The sequence below is a fragment of the Terriglobia bacterium genome (assembly GCA_035712365.1).
In the GTDB taxonomy this organism is placed as follows: Bacteria; Acidobacteriota; Terriglobia; order UBA7540; family UBA7540; genus SCRD01.
This window is the reverse complement of record DASTAW010000020.1, coordinates 74,920-98,453: the sequence shown is the minus strand read 5'-3', so window position 1 is coordinate 98,453 and position 23,534 is coordinate 74,920. Positions and strand designations below refer to the sequence as shown.

Below are 23,534 nucleotides of genomic sequence, written 5' to 3'. Positions count from 1 at the left end.
CACACTCAGGACATTCCTGAGTGTGGGCTTTAGAATCACTTCAGCTCAACGGCTGGCGCAAAGCCGAAACCTTCTCACACCAGGTGTAAGGCGAGCAGCAGGCCCAACGCCAGGCCACCTGCGAAGCTGGTACCGGCAAAGTTGACGATGCCATTGCCGACCAGGCCGCGGCGTTCGATGGTGGCGCCGAGGTAGCTGTCAAACAGGTTCCCTGCCCCGGCGGCGATGAACGCGACGACGGCGGTGCCGGGCCGGCACAGGCCCAGCGCGTAGCCCACGGCCACAATCGCGGCGCTTGCGCCCATTCCCGCCAGCGTTCCCACCAGCGAAATGCCGCCGTCGAGACCTGCAGGGACAGGCTTGAAGGTGGTAATCATGTAGGCTCGCCCGGAAAGCCACTGCCCGATTTCGCTCGAGATGGTATCGCCTGCGGCTTCCGCCATCGCCGCGATGAAGGCCGCCAGGAACGCCGCCTCGTAGTGAGTCGTGATCACCAGCACGGAAAAGAACGCCGCCGCCAGCGTATTGGCCGTGGCCTCGCGCCAGCTTCGCGCGCCCCGGCGAGATTCCGCCACGCCCCGCGCCGCCTTCCGACCGTAGCCAAGCCGAGTTGCCACCGAGCCGATCACAAAAAACGACAGCAGCACCAGGAAGGTTTTATAGCCATAGCCCATGTAGATGAGGGCTCCCATCAGGAAACCCATCAGCGCGCCTGAGCGGTTCACCATGCGCAGCGCCAGGGCAGCCAGAGCAAAAACGGCATTGATTCCAACGGCCAGCAGCACGCGCACGCCGAGATAAGGCAGGTTGCTTTGGAGCGCCGACCACTCGATGAGCAGCGCGCAATACATGAAGCCGCCGCAGACCAGCGGCACGGAGATGTTGTCATCCAGCTTGATCGGCAGCGTCTCAACCACCGCTCCCACCGCCGCCGTGGCCGCGCAGACAATCAGCAAATTCAGTTCGGGCACTGACGGATTGATCCACCGTGCCAGCGCAAAGCTTCCCAGCGTGCCGATGGCGATAAACGCGGCAAAGCCTGACCACGTTTTGCCCCGGTTCCACGGGACCGCGCGACCTCGCAGGGATTCGCCGGCCACGCTGGCGAAGCCGTCGCCCAGCGCCATGATGGCCCACACGGCGCCCACCACTTCCATACGCCTGCCGTACAGCAGTACCAGCACCAGCACAGAAACAGGATATGCAACGATGCCGGTCCACTGCATGGGCCGAGCTTCGCCTGCCCCGCGGGTGGACTGCTTGCCGAGGTCAAGTTCCAGCCGTGGCAGTATGAACAGGTTGAAAGCGAGCGCCACCAGCGCCGCCCCTGCCGCCTCCACCCAGGTCAGGAAAGGCAGCAGCAGCGCAAACGACAGCATGGAGATGTGGACCATCTTCCGCGTGGAGATCAGCGGTCGCCGCCCCACTCCGTTGTAGACCGAAGCGTCACCCAATTCCCGCCTCCAAGGTTTTTTTAATTCCCTCCTCGAGCGGAACCACGCGATAACCCAGCTCGCGGACGGCCTTGTCGCTCGAATAGATCCAGTCGCGCTTGAAAATTTCCACCACGCCCGGCGTCAATTGCGGCCGATGATCAAAGAGCCGCGCCCGCGCGACTTCCAGCGCTCCCACCGCTTTCCCGATTGCAAAGGGCAGGTGCCGCACCGGAAAGGTAACGTCGGCCAATCGCCCGATCACGCGGAACAGGTCATTGAGGCTTCGATTGTCGCCGGCAAGGAAATATTCTTCTCCCGCCCTGCCCTTTTCGAGCGCCGCCAGATGCGCCTGCACAACCTCAGCAATATAGGAGAAGCTCCATCGCTGTTCGCCCGAACCGAGCAGCCCGGGAAATTTTCCGCTCAAATACTGGCGCATCATGCTGCCCACCAGGTTGCCATCGGTCGGCGGACCCGGACCGTAGACGACCCCCGGCAGCAGCGCCACCACCGGAAACCGCGCAAAGCCTTCGGCCCGCAGCCAGTCGAGCGCCCGGGCTTTGGTTTCTTCATATTCATTCGAGTACGGTCCGTGGTTCTTCAATCCTTCGCCTGCCTTCGAGTCGGACGACGGCCCTGCGGCCATAAACGAAGACGTGTAGACTACGCGTTCCACGCCCGCCCGGTCTGCAGCTTCCAGCAGGGATTTCAGCCCCTCGACGTTCACCCGCCAGAACTCCCGCGGGTCCTTCACCCACATCTTAACCAGCGCCGCGGAATGGACCACCTGCTGCACTCCGCGCAGCGCGTTCGCCACGGCCTCGCGGTCGCAAAGATCGCCGGCCATGATCTCGCACCGGGTTTCTGCGGGCGCCAGGCCCAGCTTATCTGGGTCCCGCACCAGCACGCGGAACGCCTCGCCGCGGGCCACCAGCGCGTGCGCAATGCGCGAGCCGAGATATCCGCTTGAGCCTGTCAGAAGAATCATTATCTTTCCGCATCCGCCGCCGCGAGCTGCCGCCGGCCGCAAAACTCACTTTAGCTGATCAGGTACGCGGCTGCGAGTCCCAGATGCCCTACCATCATCATCCAGTACATATGGTGCCATCCGGGATGATTTTCTCCCTCCGTCACCAGCCGCCGGGGGTCATCGTTAATCAGGTAAATCACATAGGCTCCCCACGCCAGCATGATGATACTCAAAACCACAATCGCCGTGGAATTTCCGCTCAGAACGCGCAGCCACAAACCGAGCGGCAGCATCAGCCATGGCAGGATAAACGACGGGCTGATGGCGCGGGCGCTGAACGTTGCGCCGTAGCGCACCGGCAGCGTGATGCAGCCCGCCTTGCGGTCACCTTCGATGTCGGCAAAGTCCTTGGTGGTGGTGGCGCCCAGCAGAAACACAACGTAGATTGAGCCGATGTACCACGGTTCAACCGAGTGGAGCACCGTGGCCACCGCCGCCCAGCCAGCCACCTTCAGCAGTCCGCCGCGGACCAGCGCAATGATGATGTTCGATCCCCAGGTGCTTCGCTTCAGCCTCACCGGCGGCACTGAATAGGCCAGTGTCGCAAGCGCCGCCACGACGTAGATGGCAAAAATCTGCCAGTTGATCGCGGCCACCATCGCCAGCGCCACAACATAGGTGACCACCACAAACACCCAGGCCTGCTGCCAGGTCATTCGTCCGGAAGGCAGCGGCCGGTGCGGCTTGTTGATGCGGTCGTTTTCAAAATCGCAGATCTGGTTGATGCCATTCGATGCCGCGTTCAGAACTCCCGCCGCCAACACCGCCAGCACAATGTGATAAGGGACCAGGCGGACGTGCGTTGCCCCATAACCAATCAGCGAGCCGGAAAAAATGCCGACCATGGGAGGAATCAGCGTGAAGGGGCGGCCAAAAGTCCAGTAGAGCTTCAGCAGTTTCATGCGACGCTATTTTCAGGCTTCGCGGCCCGTCAGGCAAGTTGAAATGACAGTCGTGCCGTTTTCAGGGCAGGCCAATCGGCGCCGGCCCAATTGCGGCTGGCGAATTATCGTGCTTATTTTTCGGGGAAGGCGCGGCTCAGGAAGGGTTCTTAAGGCAGGAAGATACGAAACAGCCTGGAGGAAAAAATCGCGTGAAGGACGGAAGAAGGAAGCTCTTCCGGAATTTCGCCGGACATCACAGGATCAAGCATGAAACCCACGAAGACTTTCCGGGCGCTCGCTGCCGATTGCAGCGACCGCCTGGCCAAAGCTTTTGGTAGAGGCCGGTTCAATCGGGCCTGCCGAAGGAATGATACTCGAAACCTCGCTTTGCCATTTGGTCCGGGTCCAGCAGGTTCCGGCCGTCCAAAATCAGTGGACGGGCCATCGAGTTGTAGATCCGCTCCCAGTCAAGCGCAGCAAACTCCTGCCATTCGGTCGCAATCAGCAGCGCGTCAGCGCCGCGCGCGGCCTCATAGGCGTCCCTGCTGTGGCAAGCCTCCGGGAGCAGCTCGCGCGTTCGGTCCATGGCCGCAGGATCGTAGGCCCTCACCTGCGCTCCCTCGGCGAGCAATTGCTTCACCAGGCTGATGGGCGGAGAGGAGCGAATATCGTCCGTATCGGGTTTAAAGGCCAGGCCCAGCACGGCGATTTTCTTGTCTTTGATCACCCAGAGAGCGCGGCGGACCTTTTCGACAAAACGCTGGACGCGCTGCCGATTGATGCGTTCCACTTCTTTCAACAAGGCAAAGTCCATCCCAGCCTGCTCGGAAAGACGAATAAACGCCTGAACATCCTTGGGCAGGCAGGACCCGCCAAAGCCGAGGCCGGCAGCCAGAAACTGCGGCCCGATCCGCGCATCCAGCCCCATGGCGCGCGTGACCTCTCGAACGTTGGCGCCCAGCGATTCGCACAGGTCCGAGAGTACGTTGGCGTAGGAAATCTTCAAAGCCAGGAAGGAATTGCAAGCATGCTTGATCAACTCCGCGCTGTTGATGTTGGTCACCAGAAACGACGGCGGCGCCAGCGCGGGGCAGGCGGCAGGATGCAGGGGGCAGTTGAATTTCCCCGCCAGGATCGGCTGGTAAACCTCCCGAAGCTGCTTTTCGGACGCGTCGTCGTCCACGCCCACCACAATCCGCTCCGGATGCAAAAAATCCCCGACCGCCGTCCCCTCGCGAAGAAATTCCGGATTGGAAGCCACGCGGAACGCCACGCCGCTTTTCCGCCCGTAAACGCTCAGCGCCTGTTTCAATTGCCGCCCCGTCTGCACCGGCACCGTGCTCTTTTCAACCACCAACTTCGGCGTTTTGGCTGCGGTGGCGATCAGCCGCGCAACTGCGTCAATGGCGGAAAGGTCAGAGTCGCCGGTTTCAAGCGGCGGAGTTCCAACGCAGATAAATACGACTTCGCTTGCGCGGACCGACTCCGCCGCGTCTGAGGTAAACTTCAGGCGGTTTTCGCGGCGATTTCTGGCAACCAGTTCGTCCAGGTACAACTCATAGATTGGAATTCCGCCATCGTTCAGCACGGCAATTCTGGCCGAATCCTTGTCAGTACACACCACTTCATGGCCCGCCTCCGCAAGGCAGGCGCCTGTAACCAGGCCAACGTATCCGCAGCCAATGACCGATATCTGCACCCCGAACCCCTTACCTGCGATGATCGCAAAACCGTCTATTGAGGATTGCAAAATGTGGGGACGCCGCTCGTTCGTAGCGCCGCCGTCCCGGCGGCACTTTTCAGGGCCGCTCCCGGTGGGCGGGACCGGCGCTACGGAAGCCCGTTAGTCTATTACGCAATCCTCACTAAATCAAAGACAATGTCATCCAACCCGATACGGCGGACAGGTCCGTCATTGGCCGAGGTTCAGAACAGCCGGTGAACTTCGTCCAGGCTGATCTTGCGGTAGTCGCGCACCACGTGGTCGGCGCCGGCCGCCCGCAGTATCTCGATGCGTCCGCCTGCAGCAATCCCCAGGCACTTCATCCCCGCCGATTTTGCCGCCTTGACTCCGGAAACAGCGTCCTCCACCACCAGCAGCTCGTGTGAATCGCGGTCCAGCCGCTGGGCGGCGCGCAAAAACGCCTCAGGATCAGGCTTTCCCTTGACAACGTCGTTCCCGGTCACCAGGGCATTGAAGCGTGGAAGGATCCCGAGAGCTGCCAGGGTGTCCCGGGCGCGCTCGAAGCTGGCGCTGGTGGCTACTGCCATAGGGATGCCCGCTGATTCCAACGTGCCAAGAAATTGCTCCACGCCGGAAATGGTCTTCAGGTCCCTTGTGGTCTTTTCATAAATCCTGTTCTTTCGCTGTCCGTACTCCCTGATACGTTCCGCGGAAAGGTCTCCCAGAAAGTGGCGGAGGATCTCTTCGCGCTTCCTGCCGTCCAGCACAAAATCGAGTTCCCGTTCCGTTACCGGCCTGTCCAGCGAGGCCAGGAACTGCCTCCACACTTTTTTGTGGACGGGGTGGCTGTCAATCAGCACTCCATCCATGTCAAAAATCACTCCCTTGCACGCGCTCCGGCACTTCATGTCGTCTCAGTCGAGGCCCGGCCAGGTTTTCTGCGCCAGCTTGAAGTTCTCGAATGTTCCGATGTCCAGCAGGTAGTCCGAGATAGGCCAGGCATACATTTTTCCGGCCAGTTTGGGCAGCACGTCAAAGCCCAGATCAGCGGGCCGGTTGTCTGGAATCCGCTCAAGCAAAGCCGCGTCGGCAATCATCAGGCCCGAAAATGCCAGACGGCCTGCCGGCGTTTTCGGCTTCTCTACAAAGCGCTGGATCAGGCCGTCGGCATCCACCTGCATAATTCCGCACCGTTCCGGGTCCGGGACTTCATACCCACCGAGCGTGGCAAGGCCCCGGCGCTCGCGGTGGAATTGCATCATCTGCCCGAGGCTGGCGTTGGTCAGCACGTCCGCATAGATGATCCAGAAGCAGCGTTCCCCTTCCAACCACTTGCGGTTGGCGAGGATGGTTCCCGCGCTTCCCAGCAGCACCGGCTCGTCAACCACCCTGGCGTTCACTCCGTTCCGGTGCGCTGCCAGATATTTCCTGACCTGCTCGCCGTGCGAGTGCGCATTGATCAGGACCTCGTCAATGCCGTGGCGGTGGCAAAGGTCGAGCCAGATGGCGAGCACCGGCACTCCCCGAACGGGCAAAAGGCATTTGGGAGTCTGGTCGGTCAGGGGACGCAGCCGTGTGCCGAGACCTGCGGCCAGAAGAAAAGCTTTCATGATGTTAGCCCGTGGTTGTTGCGTGGACGGCGGTTGGAACTCTTGCGCAGTGCGTTAAAGCAACGTGAATTTATATCCGGGATGCTGCATCCCTTTCTTGCCGGTGTAGCGCCGAGCTTCAACTTGGCTCGAGGGAACTTCTCGCTCGCGGGCTTTCCAGATACTTTCGACCCCAGCACGAGGGCGGCGATGACGGGCTACGAGTGGCAAGCTAAGACGGAGGTCGGTCTAGAGCAGCGGAACACCCTCAAGTTGCGCCGCCTTGCGTAAGTCCGTGTCAAGGGTTCCGAGAGGCAATTGGCGCCGATGAACCAGTTCTAAATACACCGCGTCATATACCGTAAGGCCGTGTTTTTCGGCGAATTGGAGGACCGTGGTTGCCTGAACTGCGGCGAGCGGCGGTTCCGTCTCGACGGGTAAGCGCACAAGCTCGCCCCAGAACTGCTCTGGCTGATCTGGCCTGATGCGCTTTCTACGAGCAGCAACCAGGAGGCCGTTGAGGATTTCAGTGGGCCAATGCGCAGGAACAACCATTCGATCGCCCTGGCGCAAACGCTCCAAAGCCCATCCGTCCAACTGTCGGCTTCGTCCTCGAAGCACCAAGCCAAGGCCGCTGAGGCATCCACAACGAAAGTGGGCATCAGTATTTGTGGCCTTCGTGGATGAGATCCTTCGTTCGAAGACCTGCAAGCATGTTGCCTTTGCGCAACTCACGGATTCGGTCTATGGCCGCGCGAACGGACTGAGCACCCTTCTCGCCCGTCGCGTCAAGCGCCTGCCTCGCCAGGATTTCTTGCACGTAGACTTCGACCGACACGCCATGCGCGCGGGCTTCGGCTGCCATCTTATCGGGCACTTTGATGGTTACTTCCATTTCCTTTGATTATACACGTGTAATGCCGAGCTTTGACTCGGCGCCTGCCCACCTGAAGGTGGGCGCTACATCTGCCAGTCTTCCTGGCGCGCTTAGGCGTCCCAGGCCAAGTCCATGGCGGTCCCTTTTGCCGTCGAGTAGGGAATAAATTGCCAGCTCCCACCGGCCGACTCGTCGCCGTCGATGAAAGGATCGTTCACGATCACCTGGGCCCCTTTGGAATCAAACCGAAAGGTCATCTCGCGCGCGCCTGCCGCGGAGAGGGCCCTGTTTACCGCCTCCTGGTGGGGCCGCTCGCAGTAGAGCAGCAGAAAACCTCCCCCTCCGGCGCCGGTGATTTTCCCTCCCACCGCTCCGTTCTCTTTTGCGGTGCGGTAGAGGGCGTCAATCTGGTCGCTTGAAATCTTGCCCGAAATCCGCTTCTTGGCCTGCCAGCCCTCGTCCAGCAGAGCGCCGAAGGTGTGGAGGTCTCCGTCCTCGAGCGTGGCCCTCATGCGGTCGGCCAGCGCCGCGATGGCGTGCAGAGGTTCAAGCGCCCGGCGGCTGTCATCGCGCGTTGCCCTCTCCTGCTCCTCGAGGATTGTCTGCGACTGGTGAGTAGCGCCCGTGAAGAAGAGCATCAGGTTCTCTTCCAGTTCGCGCAACAGCACCGCATCCAGTTCCACGGGTTCCACCATTACCGACCCGTTCCTCTCAAAGCGAATGTAGTTCATCCCGCCAAAAACTGCGGCGTATTCGTCCTGCTTGCCCACCGGATTGCCCAGGACGTTGCGCGCCATGTGAAACGCCCGCTCTGCCAGTTGATACTTTGAGAGGTCCAGATGCAGGTGGGTGGACAAGGCCTTCAGAACGTTCACGCAGACACTCGCGGAAGATCCCAGGCCGGTGCCGGGAGGAATTTCAGACGCCAGGAACAGGTCCACCGCCACGCTGCGTCCCAGGTCCTTCATCACCGCCAGGGGAATTTCCAGTTCGCTCCGCTCAAAGCTCATACCGGCAATGTTTTCCCACGTCTCAAGCGTTCGGAGGTCGGAGGATATTACCTGGACCTTGCCGTCATCCCTCTTTCTCAGCACGGTATAGAAATATTTGTTGATGGTCGTGCTGAGCACGGCGCCGCCGAACTGCTCGTAGTAAGCGGGCAGGTCCGTTCCTCCGCCGCCAAAGCTGATCCGGACAGGGCTACGGGTGATCAACATAGAGAACCTCCTCTGGGTGTGTTTCCGCCTGAACGGGCCATGGGGAGCGTCCCGCAAGCGGCCCCGGCCAGACGCTCTTTTTTCTCCACAACCGCGCCGCCAGCGTCCAGGCGGTCTGAAGGATGAGCGACAGGTCGAGAAATGGCGACCAGCGCACAATGTATTGCAGGTCATAGTGCGTTTTCTGTTCCGCCGAGTGCTGTTCGCGCAGCCCCTGGATCTGCGCCAGGCCGGTAATCCCCGGCCGGATCTTTAGACGCTGCCGCTGCCAGTCCGAGTAGTGCTTGACGCGCTCCGGCGGCTCCGGCCGCGGGCCCACCAGATCCATGTCTCCGCGAAGCACGTTCCAGAGCTGCGGCAACTCCGTAATTCCTAAATCAACGAATAGCTTTTCATACGCGGGCAGGACCGGCATTTCGCGGTCAACGTTCAAGCGGTACATCCCGAATGTCTTGCCATCCTCGCCACAGCGAAGTTCTTTGCGGAAAGCGCTGCCTTTACGAAGAATCAGAGCTACGGCCGCCACCAGGAGGGTGGGCAGCGTAGCCGCCAGCATCAGGGGAGCCAGCACGAGGTCCGTCAGACGCCGGACCGCCTGCCCGCCCGCCGGCAGGTTGTACTGGTCAATCGCAATCAGCGGCAGCCCGTCGAGTTCGGCCAGCGTTGGGCGCGAGATATAAAGCTCATACGCCTGAGGGACCACCAGGACGCCGATGCCAAGGCGCTCGCATTGCGCCACCACGTCCAGCGTCTGGCGGGCGGGATTGGAGATGGCCACAATAATCTCGTCAACCTTGTGCGCGGCCAGAAACCCCGCCACCTCGAGCGTCGGGACCCGCCGGGTCTGCTTCTCCGCCCCTCCCGCCACGCCATTCTCGGTGTCGGGGCACATATAGCCGACAATCTGCCAGCCCAGCTCCGGGTGACGGGCGATTTTGGTGGAAAGTTCTCGGGCGATCCTGCCGCCGCCCAGAATCGCGATGCGGCGCCCCAAGCCTCGATAGTGCTTGGAGCGGAGCGCCCGCCAGGCCAGGCAACGGATGGCGAGGAAGCCCCCAAGCGCCAAAACGGCAAAATAGATGAGCACCAGCCGCGAATGGTAAACGCGGGACAGGTAACCGTTCGCCAGAAGCAGCGCCATCAGCAGTACGACCCCGACAAACAGGTCGGAAAAGACGGAGCGGAAGGTCCAGCCGCCCTGGAACCCGTCCAGCTTCATTACCAGCGCCAGAAAGCTCCAGATGAGCACCGCGGCAATTGCCAATTCTCCGAACAACGAGAAGCAGGCCCACACGTCGCCCACGCTGAAGGTGAACCCGTAGCGCCACTCGTAAGCGAGATAGAACCCCAGCACAATCCACAGAATGTCCGCCGCGAGAATGAGGAAGGAGATTCTGCGGCTTCTTATAATTCCAAATTCACGAGTTGGTCTTGGCATGATTACTACTCCCGGAGCGGCAGGGCCTCATCATGATTTTCTGGCGGGAGCGCAAGTCACTGCGGCCGGGGCCTCAAGGATGGAAATTCTGCGGTTCGCTCGAGCCCGTTATTTATTCACAACGAGAGCGCCGCTGCTCCACGATGGTACTTTACGCATTGTCAGTAGGCGCCCTCGCCGCTGATGACAATGCGCGGTGTCTGGAGCAGAATTCCAAGGTCCATCTTCAGGCTCCAGTTCTTCACGTAAAACGCATCCATCGCCACGTGCTGATCGAATGACACGTTCTGCCGCCCATTCACCTGCCAGTAGCCTGTGATTCCCGGCCGCACGCTCAGCACCAGGCCCCCGCAACGGCCGTACCGCTTCAATTCCTCCGGTGTGCACATCCGCGGCCCCACAAGACTCATCTGTCCCCGCACGACGTTAATCAGTTGCGGCAGTTCGTCCAGGCTGTACTTCCTCAGCCACGCTCCAGTGCGAGTCACTCGTGGGTCGTTTTTGAGCTTGAAGTTCCGCTCGTACTGCTGGCGAAGTCCTGAATCGGCTTTCAGAACAGCCTCCGCATTGGTCACCATGGTTCGAAACTTGAAAGCATCAAACTCGCCGTTCTGCCCCACCACCCGCCGCCGGTAGAGAACGGTTCCGCCGTCGTCGAGCTTCACGCACAGAGCGATAATCAGGAGCGCAGGCGAGAGCAGGACCAGCCCGGCCATCGCTCCAACAAAGTCCAGCGCATTTTTCAAAGCCCGCTGCAACGGTTTGGCTGCGGGGCCGTAGCGCTTTTCCATGCCAGGGGAAACTGCCTCCACGGCAGCCGCATCTTTCCCCGCCTCAACAGAAGGCGCGTTGGTTTCCGGGCGGGCAATCGAAGAGTTCCCCATCAGCCGTCGCCTCCTGCTCCGCCTGCGGGAACCTGCGCCAAGTCGCGCGCTTCTCTTCGCTGTGACCATCCGCCGGACTCTTCCTGGAATTCGGCCAGACGGCCCGCAGCAAATTTCACAAACTCTTCCTTAAATCTTTCAAGGCTGAATCGCTGCGCGCTGGCACGGATGAATTCCGGGCTGAACGACGATTCGGCCTCTTCAAATCTGACGATGGCGCCGGCCAGCGATTCCGCTGTCTGCTCCGCAAACAAAATTCCTGTGGCTGACTGAGCGCCGGCGTCGTCCGCAAGCCCGATCACGGTCTCGACTGCTCCGCCGCGTCCGTAGGCAATCACCGGCCTTCCAAACGATTGTGCTTCCACCGGCGCGATTCCAAAATCCTCCTCTGCCGGGAACAGGAAGGCCCGGCAGCGCGCGTAGCACTCTCGCAACGAATTTTCGTCCAGCTTCCCGAGAAACCTGATGGTGGGGCCAGCCAATTTTCGCAGCCGATTGTATTCCGGCCCCGTGCCCACAATCCGGAGGCGGCGTCCCAGCCGGTTGCAGGCATCGATGGCCAGGTCCAGGCGCTTATACGGCACCAGCCGACTGATCGCAAGGTAGTAGTCTTCCCTCTCGTCTGACAGGTAACCCTTCGATACGTCAACGGGCGGATAAATCACCGTGCTTTCGCGCCTGTAATATTTCTGAACGCGCGCGGCGACGTAATCCGAGATGGCGGCAAAGTAATCCACGCGGGCCGCCGTGCTCACGTCCCACTGCCGGGCGTAGTGGGCCGTCAGCGAGAAGGCCGCGCGCGCCAAAGGATTCATCTTCTTCCGGTACTCGTGGTACATGTCCCAGATGTAGCGCATGGGGCTCAGGCAATAACAGATGTGGCAGGCCCGTGGAGAGGTCAGTACGCCTTTGGCCGGCCCGGATTCCGAGCTGATTACCAGGTCGTAGCCGCTCAGGTCAAACTGCTCCAGGGCATACGGAAACAGCGGAAGAAAGTGCCGGTACCAGCGCCTTGCACCGGGTATGCGGTCCACAAAGGAAGTGGTCCATTTCCGTCCCCGCAGCGAGGGCGGAATGGCTCCGTCCCTCACCACCAGCGCGTAGAAGTCGGCTTGCGGGAAAATTTCCCCGATCGCCTCCAGCACCTTTTCCGAACCGCCATAACCGGAGAGCCAGAACTGCACCACGGCCACCCGCAGCCGGCTCATCGTTTCGGCAGGCACGCCAGGTCTCGCCATCGAATCCATCACTGTCCCCGATTCCCCTATTCGGTCCATCACACTCCAAACTTTAAGATGCCAGCACGCGTCGATAGACTTCCAGGTGCTTCCGCGCGCACTCTTCCCAGGTAAATTTCGCCGCCTGCCTCAGCCCCTTCTCGCCCATCTCGGCCCGCCGCGCCGGTGAGTCGAGCACCCGCTCGATTGCGGCCGCCATGTCCTCCACGCTGTAGGGATCAAAATATTCCACGGCGTCGCCGCCCACCTCCGACAACGAAGCCGCGTTCGAGCATACCACCGGCGTCCCGCAGGCCATCGCCTCCGCCACTGGCAAGCCAAAGCCCTCCGAAGTCGACGGCATCACCACTAGCTCCGCCGCTGCATACAATTGGGGCAGCAGATTCTCCGACACCCATGGAATATGCCGTACGGCCCCGGTGATCCCGAGTCGGGCGCAGTCGTCGAGCACACCTCGCCTTCGCTTCCGGTCGTCGCCCGCCAGCAGCAGCGCGTGGTTCATGTGCCCTCGCGAGCGCAGCAGCGCAAAGGCGCGTAGCAAGGCTCCCAGGTTCTTATGCGGTTTGAGGCTGCCCACATACAGCAGGTACGGTCGGCTGATTAGGAGAGCGTTCTCCACGTCATCCGCTGCCTTTTCGCGGTCCAGCAGCCGGAACTGCGGTCCAAGCCCAAGATAAATGGCGCTTACTTTTTCTGGTTTCACACCAAGCCGCTCGACAATCCGCTGCTTTGAGTGCTCTGAGTCTGTAATCACCTGCAGGGCCTTTTTTGCTGCGATTTTCAGCATGGGCCGCGAGTAGAGCCAGGCATTGGCAGAATTGCGGTATCCCGGCTCGGTCACGTGGGTCAGGTCGTGGATCGTCACGACCATTGGCCCTCGATAGAGCGCAGGCACATTGTAGTGCGGCACGTGCAGCAGGTCCGACCCTCGCGCCGCCGCAGGAATCTGAATCTGTTCCTTCAGCGTGTAAATGGGCGCGTCCACTACCCGAATCTCATCGCACAGTCCGGAAATCGCGTCTGCCGCCTCAGCCCGCACAATGGCGCTGATACGCATTCCGCCGTTCACGCCCCGCATCGCCCGCAGCAGGTTCAGCGTGTACGTTCCAATCCCGGCCTTCCAAATTCGCGCATCAATTGTCAGCCGTGCTTTCACTCCGTTCGCCGCTGCCTGCTCCGGCCGCGTGGCAGCACCTTCCCTTTCCAATATTTTCGCGTGCGAAACGTCGCCGGTAAGAATCGTCATGCCACCCCCTTTGCGCACCGCTCGAGAATCGACCTGATCATGCGCCCGCTGCGCTCTCGTGAAAAGGTGCGGGCGTGCGCTTTTCCTGCCTCAGAATGTTGCGCCCGGTACGGCGGGTCGCAGGCCAGCCTCTTCATCGCTTCTGCCGCCTGGTCTGGCTCAGTATTGGAAACGCACAACCCGGCGGGGCCCGCAACCTCGGCAAGAGAGGTTGAATCACTGACAATGGCGGGTGTCCCCGTGGCCATCGCCTCCAGCGGCGGATAACCGAAACCTTCGTACTTTGAAAGCAAGACCAGCGCCGTGGCGTTCCGGTACAAAAAAAGAAGCTGAGCGCGAGAGAGGCCCGAATAGACATGAAGCCGGTCACGAACCCCGAGGCGCACTGCCACATCTAGAATCTCCGCAAGACATCTCCGGTCTCTGTCGTCTGTGATGCCTAGGACGCAGACCAGTCTGTGGCGAACATCACGGCGAATAGCAGCGAACGCCCGAACCACCATTTCGAGGTTCTTATTCGGTGACAAACGACCGACAAATAGAAAAAAAGGCCCGTCCTCGTGATCCTGCGGAGGCAGATCGGGAAGGTGGGAGAAAAACACCGGATCGACCCAGGGGTAGACCACCTCGATCCTTCCCTCAGGCAACCCGTAATGTCTCCTTAGATCGTTCTTAGTATGTTGTGAATCGGCTATCACACAACGGGACGCCCTAAGTACCCAAGGCAAGACGTATCTGAAATAGGTGCTCCATCGCGATCCTGTATCTGGGAATAGCAACGGGATAATATCGTGAACAACGACCACCTGCGGACAAGTTGGGACAACCATGCCTTCGGGCAAAGTACACAACAACACTTGTGCCCGATCAAGCGCCACACAGAGCGGGAGCGCGGCTTGGCACCACGCCGTCACGCGCAGCGTGTTCCCCACGGTACCGTTTCCCGCCCGCAAGGGTGACGGGATTCGACGCCTCGTGGCGTTGCCAGCCCAGTGAGATTCAAGCTCGTCCGACGTATAAACGAGAACCTCGTGACCTGAAGCGGAAAGCTCCCCGATGATAGACCGCGTATATGTGGTTAAACCATCGGACCTCCCACCGAGGAAGGCTGCGTTGATTCCTATTCGCACTTGTGTACGTCTCCCGCTGCCGGTTTTCCACACCTCGCCAGCGCCCGCCGCGTTCGTGGCCCCTTCCGGAGTCGTCCACTGACAGTCAGAAGCGCCAGCAGCATCCAGAACAACGTTCCGAAGGGCGGGCTAACCTCAAAGAGGAAATCGACCAAGCCGTGGATAAGCACAGTGACCATGGCGGCGAAACACCCGAAGGCCAGGGCCATTTCAAAGGGCTCTGAGGCTGACTTCATTTGACGTCGAGCCTCACGGAGCGCAAGAACGATCAGCCCAAAGAATGCAAACGAGCCAACAACCCCCGTTTCGGAAAGCAACTGAAGGTAGATGTTATGGACTTCGTAAACCCCGCTTTGCATCCACGATAGGTTGAGGTAGCTACCATATGCGCCGACGAAATTTCCCCAGCCAATCCCCCAGATAGGCGATTGAATGAAAAAATGCCACGCGGTTGTCCATAGGAGCAATCGCGTTCCTACGTCGTACCCTACCAGGCTGACAGTGTGGACAGGATTCAGGAAACTTCTAGCAACAAAAAACGCGATTGCGAGAGCCGCAAGGCCACCGAGCCAAATGAAGCGTCTGGCAAATCCCCTGAACAGCCAGAAACCTGCGAGCCCTCCCACACACCCAAAGGCGACAAGGCCGCCGACGCTCCCAGTGAAAAGCAGCGTCAGGGTGCCCAACGCGAGCGCAAGTGCCCCCGCCTGCCTAAAGCGCCTCCCGACAGGCAAAATCGAGCAGGCTAGGGCCAACGGTAGGATGAGGTTAAGGTAACCCGCAAGAGAGTTTGAGTAGTTGAGCAGCGAGGGTATCCTGCCGTCCCAGGGGGGAAGCTCTGGGCCACGAGGATTCAGGTACAGCCAGAGCGAAGTGTAGCCTCCAGCTAGCCTTTGGATGGCGCCGTACACAGCCAGGAGGACCACAGAAGATAGCAACACGGCGACCGCTCTCTTGACCCGTCGCTTCGAATCCACCCAGGCCAGCAAGAAAAGGTAAAATGCGACGTACGAGAGAAAGCGGTACAGGTTGTGTACAGAATCCCGCGTCACCCCGTTAGTGCCAAAAAGGATTGAGGCCAATGCCGCTGCGGAAAACAACAAAGTAGCGCGTGTCATCCGTGGTTCCCAAAGCTGCGCAAAGCAAAGCTCCCCGCGCCAGAAACAACCGAAAAAGAACCCCCCTACGGTGGCGAATCGAGCCGCCGTCGCCACATCCCCAACTGGTGAACCGGGTCCGAGGGTCCAGCCCATGGGCAAGAAAAAGATCACGGCGAACAGAAATAGTTCGCACCCGACTGCGGAAAGGGCCAAGACAAGGATCGCTCCCGCCACCGCTACGGTCCAGTGAGCTGTGACGAAGAGAGCCGCGGAGACACCCGCAGCCAGGCCGAGCAATGCCGGGAAAGTCCACTCAGGGACGCGACCGAACCATGTGTAAGGCACTCTACCGTCAAGATGCGATTGCAAGTTTCCTGCCTTGAACCACTGCAATCCCGGGGGAATCCCCAAAGTAAACGAGGACAACTAAAGCTCGCCTGCCCAGCCATCCGAACGGCCTAAGCCGGGCTGCCTCGCTCCTGCCTCCAAGTTGCCGCAAACTGGCAGAGCGCCTGCGCCTGGTAAAGGTAGGCCAGAAAGGCAAGCACACACATCGTTCCGACCAGAAGTGGAGGCGCAAAATGCCCGCCCACCAGCAGAGCCGCCAGGAGCACCAGAAAGGCGAACGTGGTGCGCACAGCGTGCGAAGGCACAGGCACGGACCCCATGGTTTTGCGAATCCAGAAAATGTTCTGGAGCAACAGGGTCGCCTCGGTGACAAGTGTGGCCGCCGCCGCTCCCTTCCAGGAGAAAAACGGAATCAGGACCAGATTGGAAATAAGGTTCACCGCAAGGCACACCGACGAGGTGGACGTAAACACCTTCTCGCGGCTTGTGGCTAGCAATCCCGTATTCAACGCGAAGTTGATGTACATGGGAACGATGGCCCAGATCAGGATCTCGATCGCCAGCGCCGACCCGGCATAGCGCGGCCCAAGCAGCATATCCACTGCCGGCCCGGCAAAGGCCACCGTCCCAAGCACCGCCAAATACCCGACACTCAGCAGCAGCCCCATGGCCCGTTCCAGCCGTTGTTTTTCGGCTGCGCCCCACGTATCGCGAGACAGGCTTGGGAGGATGCTGAATAGCACCCCGTAGGGGATCAACCGCAGCGCGCTCAAGGCCCGATAGGCAAGGCCGTAGATGCCCGTTGCAAAATCGCCGGCCAGCTTTGACAGCAAGACAACATCGATTCTGTCGTACATCGTCGTGGCCAGCGGGTAGTAGTTGAAAACGAGCGTCTTCGTCACGAGCCCACGCCACGACAACCATTTCCGCTGCGCCTTGCCCGTCACAACCAAGAATGTCAGCGCCAGCATTGCGGCGGCAATTGCCGCCATCAGCTCCGTTCCCACCACGAAACTGACGCCGCCGCTCCCTCGGACCAGCAGCCAGCCGCCACCAGCTACCAGTACAACTCCCACCGTGAGATCGATGAGCAGAAAAGACCCGTAACGACAGACGCCTCGAAGCACCCCCTGAACACACTCGCTTGCGGCCCGCGGGATGAGCGTTGCAAACATTACGGCTGCCCACGACAGGACCGCACCGGGATACCCGAGGAGCCACAGCACGCCGAGCGCGGCCATAGCCAGAGGAGCCGCATACGAGGATCGCAGAAGGATTAACTGGATTCCCGCGCGCCAGCCGAGACCCTCATCTTTTGCCGTCTCGCGGGTAAGGAAATCGACGAAGCCGGCGCCTCCCGCCACGGCAACCATTTCCAGTACAGCAAGAACCAGGACATACACGCCGAAGCGATCTGGCCCGAGCGCTCGCGCCGCCGCCAGCATGAAGATTAACCTCAGCCCGAGGCGAGCGAATTGTGAAACAGTTAGGAGAGCGGCATCCCTGAATTTCGGATCCCGCGCCGACGAATTTGCAACCACCTCGATATTACTTTCAGAAACACTCACTCGGGCCTGCCCTTCTCCCGAATCCCGCACGATTACACTACGGAAGCAGCAGTTGAGGGTGCCTGACTGCGCACCAGTTGCAAATCCGACTCAACCATCATGCGGATGAGTTCCTCGAAGCCGACCTGCGGTTCCCAGCCCAGCTTTTCGCGGGCCAGGGCCGCGTTGCCGCAGAGATGATCGACCTCGGCCGGCCGCAGAAACTTGGGATCAATTTCCACGTACTCCTGCCAGTCGAGCCCGGCGGTCGAGAAGGCGATTTCCACCAGTTCCTGCACGCTGTGAGTTTCCCCGGTGGCGATGACGAAATCGCAGGGCTCCGGCTGCTGGAGCGTAAGCCACATGGCCTGCACGTAATCGCCGGCAAAGCCCCAGTCGCGCTGCGCGTCCATGTTGCCCATCCGCAGCCGCCGCGCCAGCCCGCACTTGATGCGCGCTACCTGATAGGTGACCTTGCGCGTGACGAACTCCAGGCCGCGACGGGGCGATTCATGGTTGAAGCAGATGCTGGCGCAGGCGAACATCCCATAACTTTCGCGGTAATTGATGGTGATCTGGTGGCCGAAGACTTTTGCCGCGCCGTACGGGCTGCGCGGATAGAATCGCGTTCTTTCTGTTTGCGGCGTTTCGTGGACCTTGCCGAACATCTCCGAGCTCGACGCTTGCAGAAATTTCGCCTTTGGGCAATGCTTGTGCAGCGCCTCGAGCATCCGCAGCACGCCGAGGCCCGTGACGTCGCCGGTCAGCACCGGCTGCGTCCACGACGTCGGAACGAAACTCTGCGCGGCCAGGTTGTAGACCTCGTCCGGCTGGATTTCCCGCACCAGGTTGTCGAGCGACGACTGGTCCGTGAGATCGCCCTCCACCAGTTGCAGCCGCTCAACCATCGGCCCGATCCGGTCGAACTTCTCAACGCTGCTCCGCCGCACTAGGCCGTACACCTCATACCCCTTGTCCAGCAGCAGCTCGGCCATGTAGGACCCGTCCTGCCCTGTGATGCCGGTGATCAACGCTCGCATTGTTCCTCCTGAAGTGAATTAAGCCTCGATATGTAGGCTATCGAGTGTCCGCGCCCCTCAAAATGGGACGTATGGGACTTTTCCCCCCAGCTTTTGTATAATTTGTAAATCGCTGATAATGCTTTACTTCCAGATACGCCTTTTGAGCTGTTCATTGGTTTATGTCTGTTTCTGACACAGCGTGTAAATCTTGCGCTCAGGCACGCTCCAACGAATCGGCGGCAACATCAACCAACACCGACCGCTGGATCAGGTCGATTGACAGCACCACTCTAACCGTACCCTGCCGTCGCACGAGTATCCCCTGCCGGCCCGCCAACGGACCTGCCGTGATGCGGACCCGAGATCCCTCGGTCAAATACGGATGCGGCCAGGCAGCAACACCTGCAGCGAGCGCTTGCCGCAGGTCCTCAACTTCCCGGTCTTCGAGCGCCGCAGGAACGCCATTGAATCCCACCAGCCGCACCACTCCCGGAACCTTAAGAACCGGTAGCCGGTCTGCCAGCGAGAAGCGAGCAAACGCGTAGCCGGGAAACAGCGGGAGTTCCACTCTATGCTCCCCGTTTTTCCAGCGCCGTACGGTTTGATAGAGCGGGAGAAACGTCTCCACGCCTTTGCCGTGCAGTTGTTCGGCGACCGACTTCTCGTGCCTCGAGCGCGTGTACACCGCGTACCAAGATGTCCTGAAGCTTTCGGCTGGCGTCGCTTCGCCTTCTGCAAAGGGGTGCCCGCGTAGCCGTTGCGATATGCCTGCCGCCATAATTGCCTTGTAGCTCCGCCCCGTCACTTCGCTGGGTTTCTGTGACCTAACCCTGTTCCAATTGGTGTGGTGCAACTGCAGCACTAATTTCTTTTTGCTTGTGCGTCTTCGGGCTCGCCTTCGCCCGGAGGCGCGTTTGCTTTCCGGCGAAATTTTCGCCGCACCCAATCCGTTGACATACTCGGCAGCGAACCATTTCCAGAGTTCCACGGCAGGCTGCCACGAACGGAAGACCAAACCTCAATCGCCACCGCTTTACGCGGGTCGTTCGAAGGAGTTGCCTGCCAGACCGCCCCTGCAAGGACCGAGGCGATGGCGCCGATGGCGGCCAACACCAGCCCAAGCACCATAATCAGCAGGTGAGGAGGAAACGATCTTCTCTGGGGCACCTGGGGCTGGTCCAGCACCTTGACACTCGGGATTTCTTTGGCCTCCTGCACCTTCGCCAGTTCGTCCTGTTTGGTCAGGGTCTCAAAGATGGCCTCCTGCACTTTGGCGCGGCGCAGCAGGTCGGCATACGTCACCCCGAGCAGCGGCAGTTCGCGGAGCGACGGGTAGAGTTGTCCGGCTGAACTGGTCTCGTTGGCGCCTTTGCCTGCGATGTTCCGCAGAGAGTCACGCAGCTCATTGACTCGCGCCTGCGCGGCCCGCACTCGCACGTTGCTGTCCGTATAAATCTGCTTCAGGCCCTGCAGTTCTGACTCGGCAGCAATCAACTGTCCCTGCAGGCTGGCCGCCGACACCACCATTGCCCTGCCCTGGGCTGGAACATCAATGGCGCCCTTCTGGCTCGCAAACTGGCTGAAGTTCTTTTCGGCGTCTTCAAGGTCAGCCTTTACCTGGGTCAGACGCTGGTCGAGGAAGACTCGCTCGCGGTGTGCAGAAGAAGTGCTCAAGTGGGTCACCACCCAGTTCAGTTGATCGACATATTCCTGCGCCATCGCCTCTGCCCGCTTCGGGTCGTGATCGGTGACGCTGATGGTGATGATTCCGCTTTGCCGATCCTCAGAGATGTCCGTCTTTGACGCCAATTTTTTTCGTGCGGACTCGATGTAGCGATTACCGTAAAGTTTTTGCAAGTTGAATTTTCGGATCAGGTCGTCCTTGACCGTATCGCTTTTCAGAATTCCGATAAACAGGGCGCCGTTGGTTTTCATCCCCATCGCGTTTTCCGCCAGCCCCGCCAGGTCTTCGCCCACCCGGGAGCTCAGGGCGGTGAGCATCGCGGTCCCGGAAGTCATTGACTGATCAGGAGGCATCAGTTGGGCGGTAGACTGGTATCTGTTTGGGATCAGAAATGCGACCGCCGTAGCGACCACGAGCCCCGCGATTGCTGCCCGAGCCACGAAGCGACGGGTGTTCCAGAGCAGCCGCACACGGGCTGCCGTGCGCTCGCGCGCCTCCCGCATCGCCACTTCATCAATGGCCTCGATGACGAGTTCTTCCGGAACGTAAGTCCGCTCGCGACTCAGGGCCGTTTCAGTCCGGCGATCGCTCAAGCACGACTCCCTTCAAAAGCCTGGGCATCGACACTTCTGTTCAATGCACCCGCCAGCGCGGCCAGTAAGTGAACTGGACCGAAGAGGTGAAATTTGAGGTCGGCCCCGGCCGCAGCACCGGAAAGTCCCACTTCTCATACTGCAGGGATGCCGAGACGCTAAGTTCCCGTCCCAGCCAGAAACTGGCTTCGACCCCGCCGTCATCCACTTTTCCACCGTAAGGAACAAACTGGTGACTCACTTGCTGGTGTCGGTAGCGGAACCGAAGGTAACTGCGCGGGCTGTGCCAATAAGTCAACCAGGCTTGCTCGCCCTGTCCATCACGCCCAACCCAGCTTCCGATGAGGTTGCCATCATTCGTATAACCGTTCCGATAGCGGGTGTTGGAATAATAGAACCCGCAGCAGAGGTTGTTCGTCGCATTACCAATCGGATTGTCGGTATAAATGCCTTCAAGGCGTAGATCAATCTTCGGCAACTTCGGCAGATGGGGAAAATACAGTCCAGCACTGTTTGCCGACCGGTCAAAATAGGCGACCGGCGAAATTTCATCGTCCGTAAACGAATCCGTGTAGAACGTAACCCAGTTCCTCAGGCCCGGAAGGCGGTAGGTCATATCAAATCCCGACCTCCTGTCACCCGGATCAATTCGAGGGCAAACCGCGCTGATCTCAAAGCACCCCGGTGTGCCGTTGCCGGTCGAGAACACGCTGCGTAAGAATGTTTTCGCGGTAAACGGCACCCCGGCGCCCGCAAACAGTGCTGTGCTTGAAAACCCGAACTCCAGGTTGGGTGTCGGCTTAAAGCTGATCCGTTCCCCATGAATCATGGGCTGGTCTGAAAGCGCTTTGCCCCACTCGCCAATCAGTCCAGTTGGTGCGCCATAAACAAATTCCTGGCCGCTGAGCCGTCCGACAAACAGCTCCGCCCGCATGGGGCCCAGCCACCCGAAAATGCTCGGCAGCTTGAACGGAGTGACCCTGCTCAATCTCAGCATGACCATCGGCGCGGCGTTATCGCTGAACATCATCGAGCCGCCCTCGGCGGGTCCCCACCAGAGACTCTGCTTTCCAAACGAGAGCTGCCAGTCCTCGATGTTCATCGCTACGTAGGCGTCCATGGCGTGGAAACGATCCACGGAAGGCGAGAACTGGGATGGCGGTAGCGGGAGACCATAATCAGCGCTTTGGATGAACTGCCGCGCCGACAGCGGAAGTGTCGGACCCGCCGGAGCATGTTGGTATTCGCCCCTCAGATAGGCCGTGAAGGGCCCCGAAGAAGCCCAACCCGAGACTCCCGTCACGCTGTTGAATCCCTCGCCATACGGCCGGCCGAAGTCATTGGTGATCGTCTGGCCAAAGTGGTAACCGTCGGTGAGCGGCTGGCCCGAAATCCCACTGAACCGTGTATAGACCGACTCGAACTCGGCGCTCAGGTTGCGGCCACCGCCCAGCAGGACGAGGTCCGGTGCAAATTCTGCTTCAAGGCTATTGATCAGGCGGTCCAGTACGGGCCGGTCATTTTCCTGTGCACTCTGGGTGTCAGCCGCCTCTTGCACCAGACGCGCGCATTCAAGCCGCGTCCATGGCCGCATGCCGAGCATGGCCGTCTGCACGTATCCCCTCGCTTCCAGCCGCGCGAATGCCGGATACACCCAACTGTCCAGTGGCACGTAGGGTGAACCCATGTGTCCTGGATCACGGAAACGTTCTGCATCGCCATCGCGGCTCGGCATCTGCCAGCTTCCGCCCCAGATTGCGGGATCATGGTGCGCATGATAAACGTGCTGGGCAATCAGGTAGCCGAGAACGCTGCCCACCAGCACGTCCGACGGAAAGTGCTCTTTGCCTGTCACACGGGAAGCGCTGATGGCCGACGCCAGGCCGTAGGCAAACAATCTGGTCAGCGGGCCAGGATATTCATGCGCCAGGACGCCCGCCGTCGCCCACGCAGCCGTCGCGTGCTCCGAAGGAAACGAATTTCCGCCTTGCCGGAAACTCCCTTCGGCATTGGCGACGTAAGGGCGCTCACGGCCGGCAGCGCTTTTGATAGCAGTTGTGGCCAATAAACTGCCGATGACGGCCTCACCGCTCAACAGGCCCGTTTCGCGCATGTGCTCGTTGTGGCGGAGCTTTCCCAACAGGTAAAGCCCGCCCGCTCCGCCGAGCAGCGTAGCAGCTCCCATATTGGAGAATGTCCGGCTGTTGCTGATCCGTGTGGGATCGGTCGAAAGATGCCGGCTGACGTCAGTGTCGGTAACAAATAGCGCAGCCGCCAGTCCCCCAAGCGGCACCAGCCAGTCAGCATCGCGCAAGCGAACATGAAAGGGGCTGGTCCAGATGGCTTTCTGGTCGCCGGCCATGTGTTTCACCAGGGGAAGCCCCAGGCCATTCTGGTATTCGGTCGAGTCTGGAACTGGCTGTCCGTCTTTTTTCTTGTGATGTCCCCACCAATCAACCTGCCGGTGCGGACGGCGGACAGGCGTCACGCTCGGGACCGCTGCTCCTGCGCTTCCAGGACTGGTCTGTGCAGGACCCGGAACGGAAATCGTCGCAATGGCACATATAAGCATCATCAGCTTCTGCAA

The 23,534-nt window shown here is 60.3% G+C and carries 20 protein-coding genes; all 20 read right to left on the bottom strand.

Annotated features, from left to right (window positions below; all coding sequences use genetic code 11):
• Positions 1-74: 74 nt before the first annotated feature.
• Complete coding sequence (locus tag VFQ24_05805) at positions 75-1,454, bottom strand: DUF92 domain-containing protein (GenBank protein HET9177857.1); 1,380 nt, start codon at positions 1,452-1,454, stop codon at positions 75-77.
• Positions 1,447-2,424, bottom strand: coding sequence for an NAD-dependent epimerase/dehydratase family protein (locus VFQ24_05800; protein HET9177856.1), 978 nt, complete (start codon positions 2,422-2,424; stop codon positions 1,447-1,449). The genes VFQ24_05805 and VFQ24_05800 overlap by 8 nt, the downstream gene beginning before the upstream one ends.
• Before the next feature lie 50 nt (positions 2,425-2,474).
• Positions 2,475-3,368, bottom strand: a complete 894-nt coding sequence (locus tag VFQ24_05795) for a UbiA family prenyltransferase (protein ID HET9177855.1) — start codon at positions 3,366-3,368, stop codon at positions 2,475-2,477.
• 328 nt (positions 3,369-3,696) lie between these two features.
• A complete protein-coding gene (locus VFQ24_05790; protein HET9177854.1) occupies positions 3,697-5,100 on the bottom strand; it encodes a UDP-glucose/GDP-mannose dehydrogenase family protein in 1,404 nt (467 codons plus the stop codon).
• A 176-nt stretch (positions 5,101-5,276) separates the two neighbouring features.
• On the bottom strand, positions 5,277-5,942 hold the full coding sequence (locus VFQ24_05785; GenBank protein ID HET9177853.1) for an HAD family phosphatase: 666 nt from the start codon (positions 5,940-5,942) through the stop codon (positions 5,277-5,279).
• Between the two features lie 6 nt (positions 5,943-5,948).
• Positions 5,949-6,644, bottom strand: coding sequence for a nucleotidyltransferase family protein (locus tag VFQ24_05780; GenBank protein HET9177852.1), 696 nt, complete (start codon positions 6,642-6,644; stop codon positions 5,949-5,951).
• A gap of 228 nt (positions 6,645-6,872) precedes the next feature.
• Complete coding sequence (locus VFQ24_05775) at positions 6,873-7,244, bottom strand: type II toxin-antitoxin system VapC family toxin (GenBank protein ID HET9177851.1); 372 nt, start codon at positions 7,242-7,244, stop codon at positions 6,873-6,875.
• Positions 7,245-7,284: 40 nt separating this feature from the next.
• Positions 7,285-7,518 carry a hypothetical protein gene (locus tag VFQ24_05770; protein ID HET9177850.1) on the bottom strand — a complete coding sequence of 78 codons (234 nt, stop codon included), beginning with the start codon at positions 7,516-7,518 and terminating at the stop codon, positions 7,285-7,287.
• A 92-nt stretch (positions 7,519-7,610) separates the two neighbouring features.
• Positions 7,611-8,717: a GHMP kinase gene (locus VFQ24_05765; protein ID HET9177849.1), complete on the bottom strand. Its 1,107-nt coding sequence runs from the start codon at positions 8,715-8,717 to the stop codon at positions 7,611-7,613.
• A complete protein-coding gene (locus tag VFQ24_05760) occupies positions 8,701-10,155 on the bottom strand; it encodes a sugar transferase (GenBank protein HET9177848.1) in 1,455 nt (484 codons plus the stop codon). Before VFQ24_05760 ends, VFQ24_05765 begins: the two co-directional genes overlap by 17 nt.
• Positions 10,156-10,316: 161 nt before the next feature.
• Positions 10,317-11,039 (bottom strand): sugar transferase, encoded by a 723-nt coding sequence (locus VFQ24_05755; GenBank protein ID HET9177847.1) that lies wholly within the window; start codon positions 11,037-11,039, stop codon positions 10,317-10,319.
• On the bottom strand, positions 11,039-12,316 hold the full coding sequence (locus VFQ24_05750; GenBank protein HET9177846.1) for a glycosyltransferase: 1,278 nt from the start codon (positions 12,314-12,316) through the stop codon (positions 11,039-11,041). The genes VFQ24_05755 and VFQ24_05750 overlap by 1 nt, the downstream gene beginning before the upstream one ends.
• A 13-nt stretch (positions 12,317-12,329) precedes the next feature.
• Positions 12,330-13,523: a glycosyltransferase family 1 protein gene (locus tag VFQ24_05745; protein HET9177845.1), complete on the bottom strand. Its 1,194-nt coding sequence runs from the start codon at positions 13,521-13,523 to the stop codon at positions 12,330-12,332.
• Positions 13,520-14,653 (bottom strand): glycosyltransferase family 1 protein, encoded by a 1,134-nt coding sequence (locus VFQ24_05740; GenBank protein ID HET9177844.1) that lies wholly within the window; start codon positions 14,651-14,653, stop codon positions 13,520-13,522. Before VFQ24_05740 ends, VFQ24_05745 begins: the two co-directional genes overlap by 4 nt.
• Positions 14,644-15,630, bottom strand: a complete 987-nt coding sequence (locus VFQ24_05735; GenBank protein ID HET9177843.1) for an O-antigen ligase family protein — start codon at positions 15,628-15,630, stop codon at positions 14,644-14,646. Before VFQ24_05735 ends, VFQ24_05740 begins: the two co-directional genes overlap by 10 nt.
• A 581-nt stretch (positions 15,631-16,211) precedes the next feature.
• Complete coding sequence (locus VFQ24_05730) at positions 16,212-17,669, bottom strand: polysaccharide biosynthesis C-terminal domain-containing protein (GenBank protein HET9177842.1); 1,458 nt, start codon at positions 17,667-17,669, stop codon at positions 16,212-16,214.
• A 32-nt stretch (positions 17,670-17,701) separates the two neighbouring features.
• Entirely contained in the window at positions 17,702-18,688 is a 987-nt protein-coding gene (locus VFQ24_05725) for a GDP-mannose 4,6-dehydratase (GenBank protein ID HET9177841.1), read from the bottom strand.
• Positions 18,689-18,884: 196 nt separating this feature from the next.
• Positions 18,885-19,448 (bottom strand): UpxY family transcription antiterminator, encoded by a 564-nt coding sequence (locus VFQ24_05720; protein HET9177840.1) that lies wholly within the window; start codon positions 19,446-19,448, stop codon positions 18,885-18,887.
• Positions 19,449-19,531: 83 nt separating this feature from the next.
• A complete protein-coding gene (locus VFQ24_05715; GenBank protein ID HET9177839.1) occupies positions 19,532-20,947 on the bottom strand; it encodes a GNVR domain-containing protein in 1,416 nt (471 codons plus the stop codon).
• A 40-nt stretch (positions 20,948-20,987) separates the two neighbouring features.
• Positions 20,988-23,522 carry a capsule assembly Wzi family protein gene (locus tag VFQ24_05710; GenBank protein ID HET9177838.1) on the bottom strand — a complete coding sequence of 845 codons (2,535 nt, stop codon included), beginning with the start codon at positions 23,520-23,522 and terminating at the stop codon, positions 20,988-20,990.
• Between the last annotated feature and the right edge of the window lie 12 nt (positions 23,523-23,534).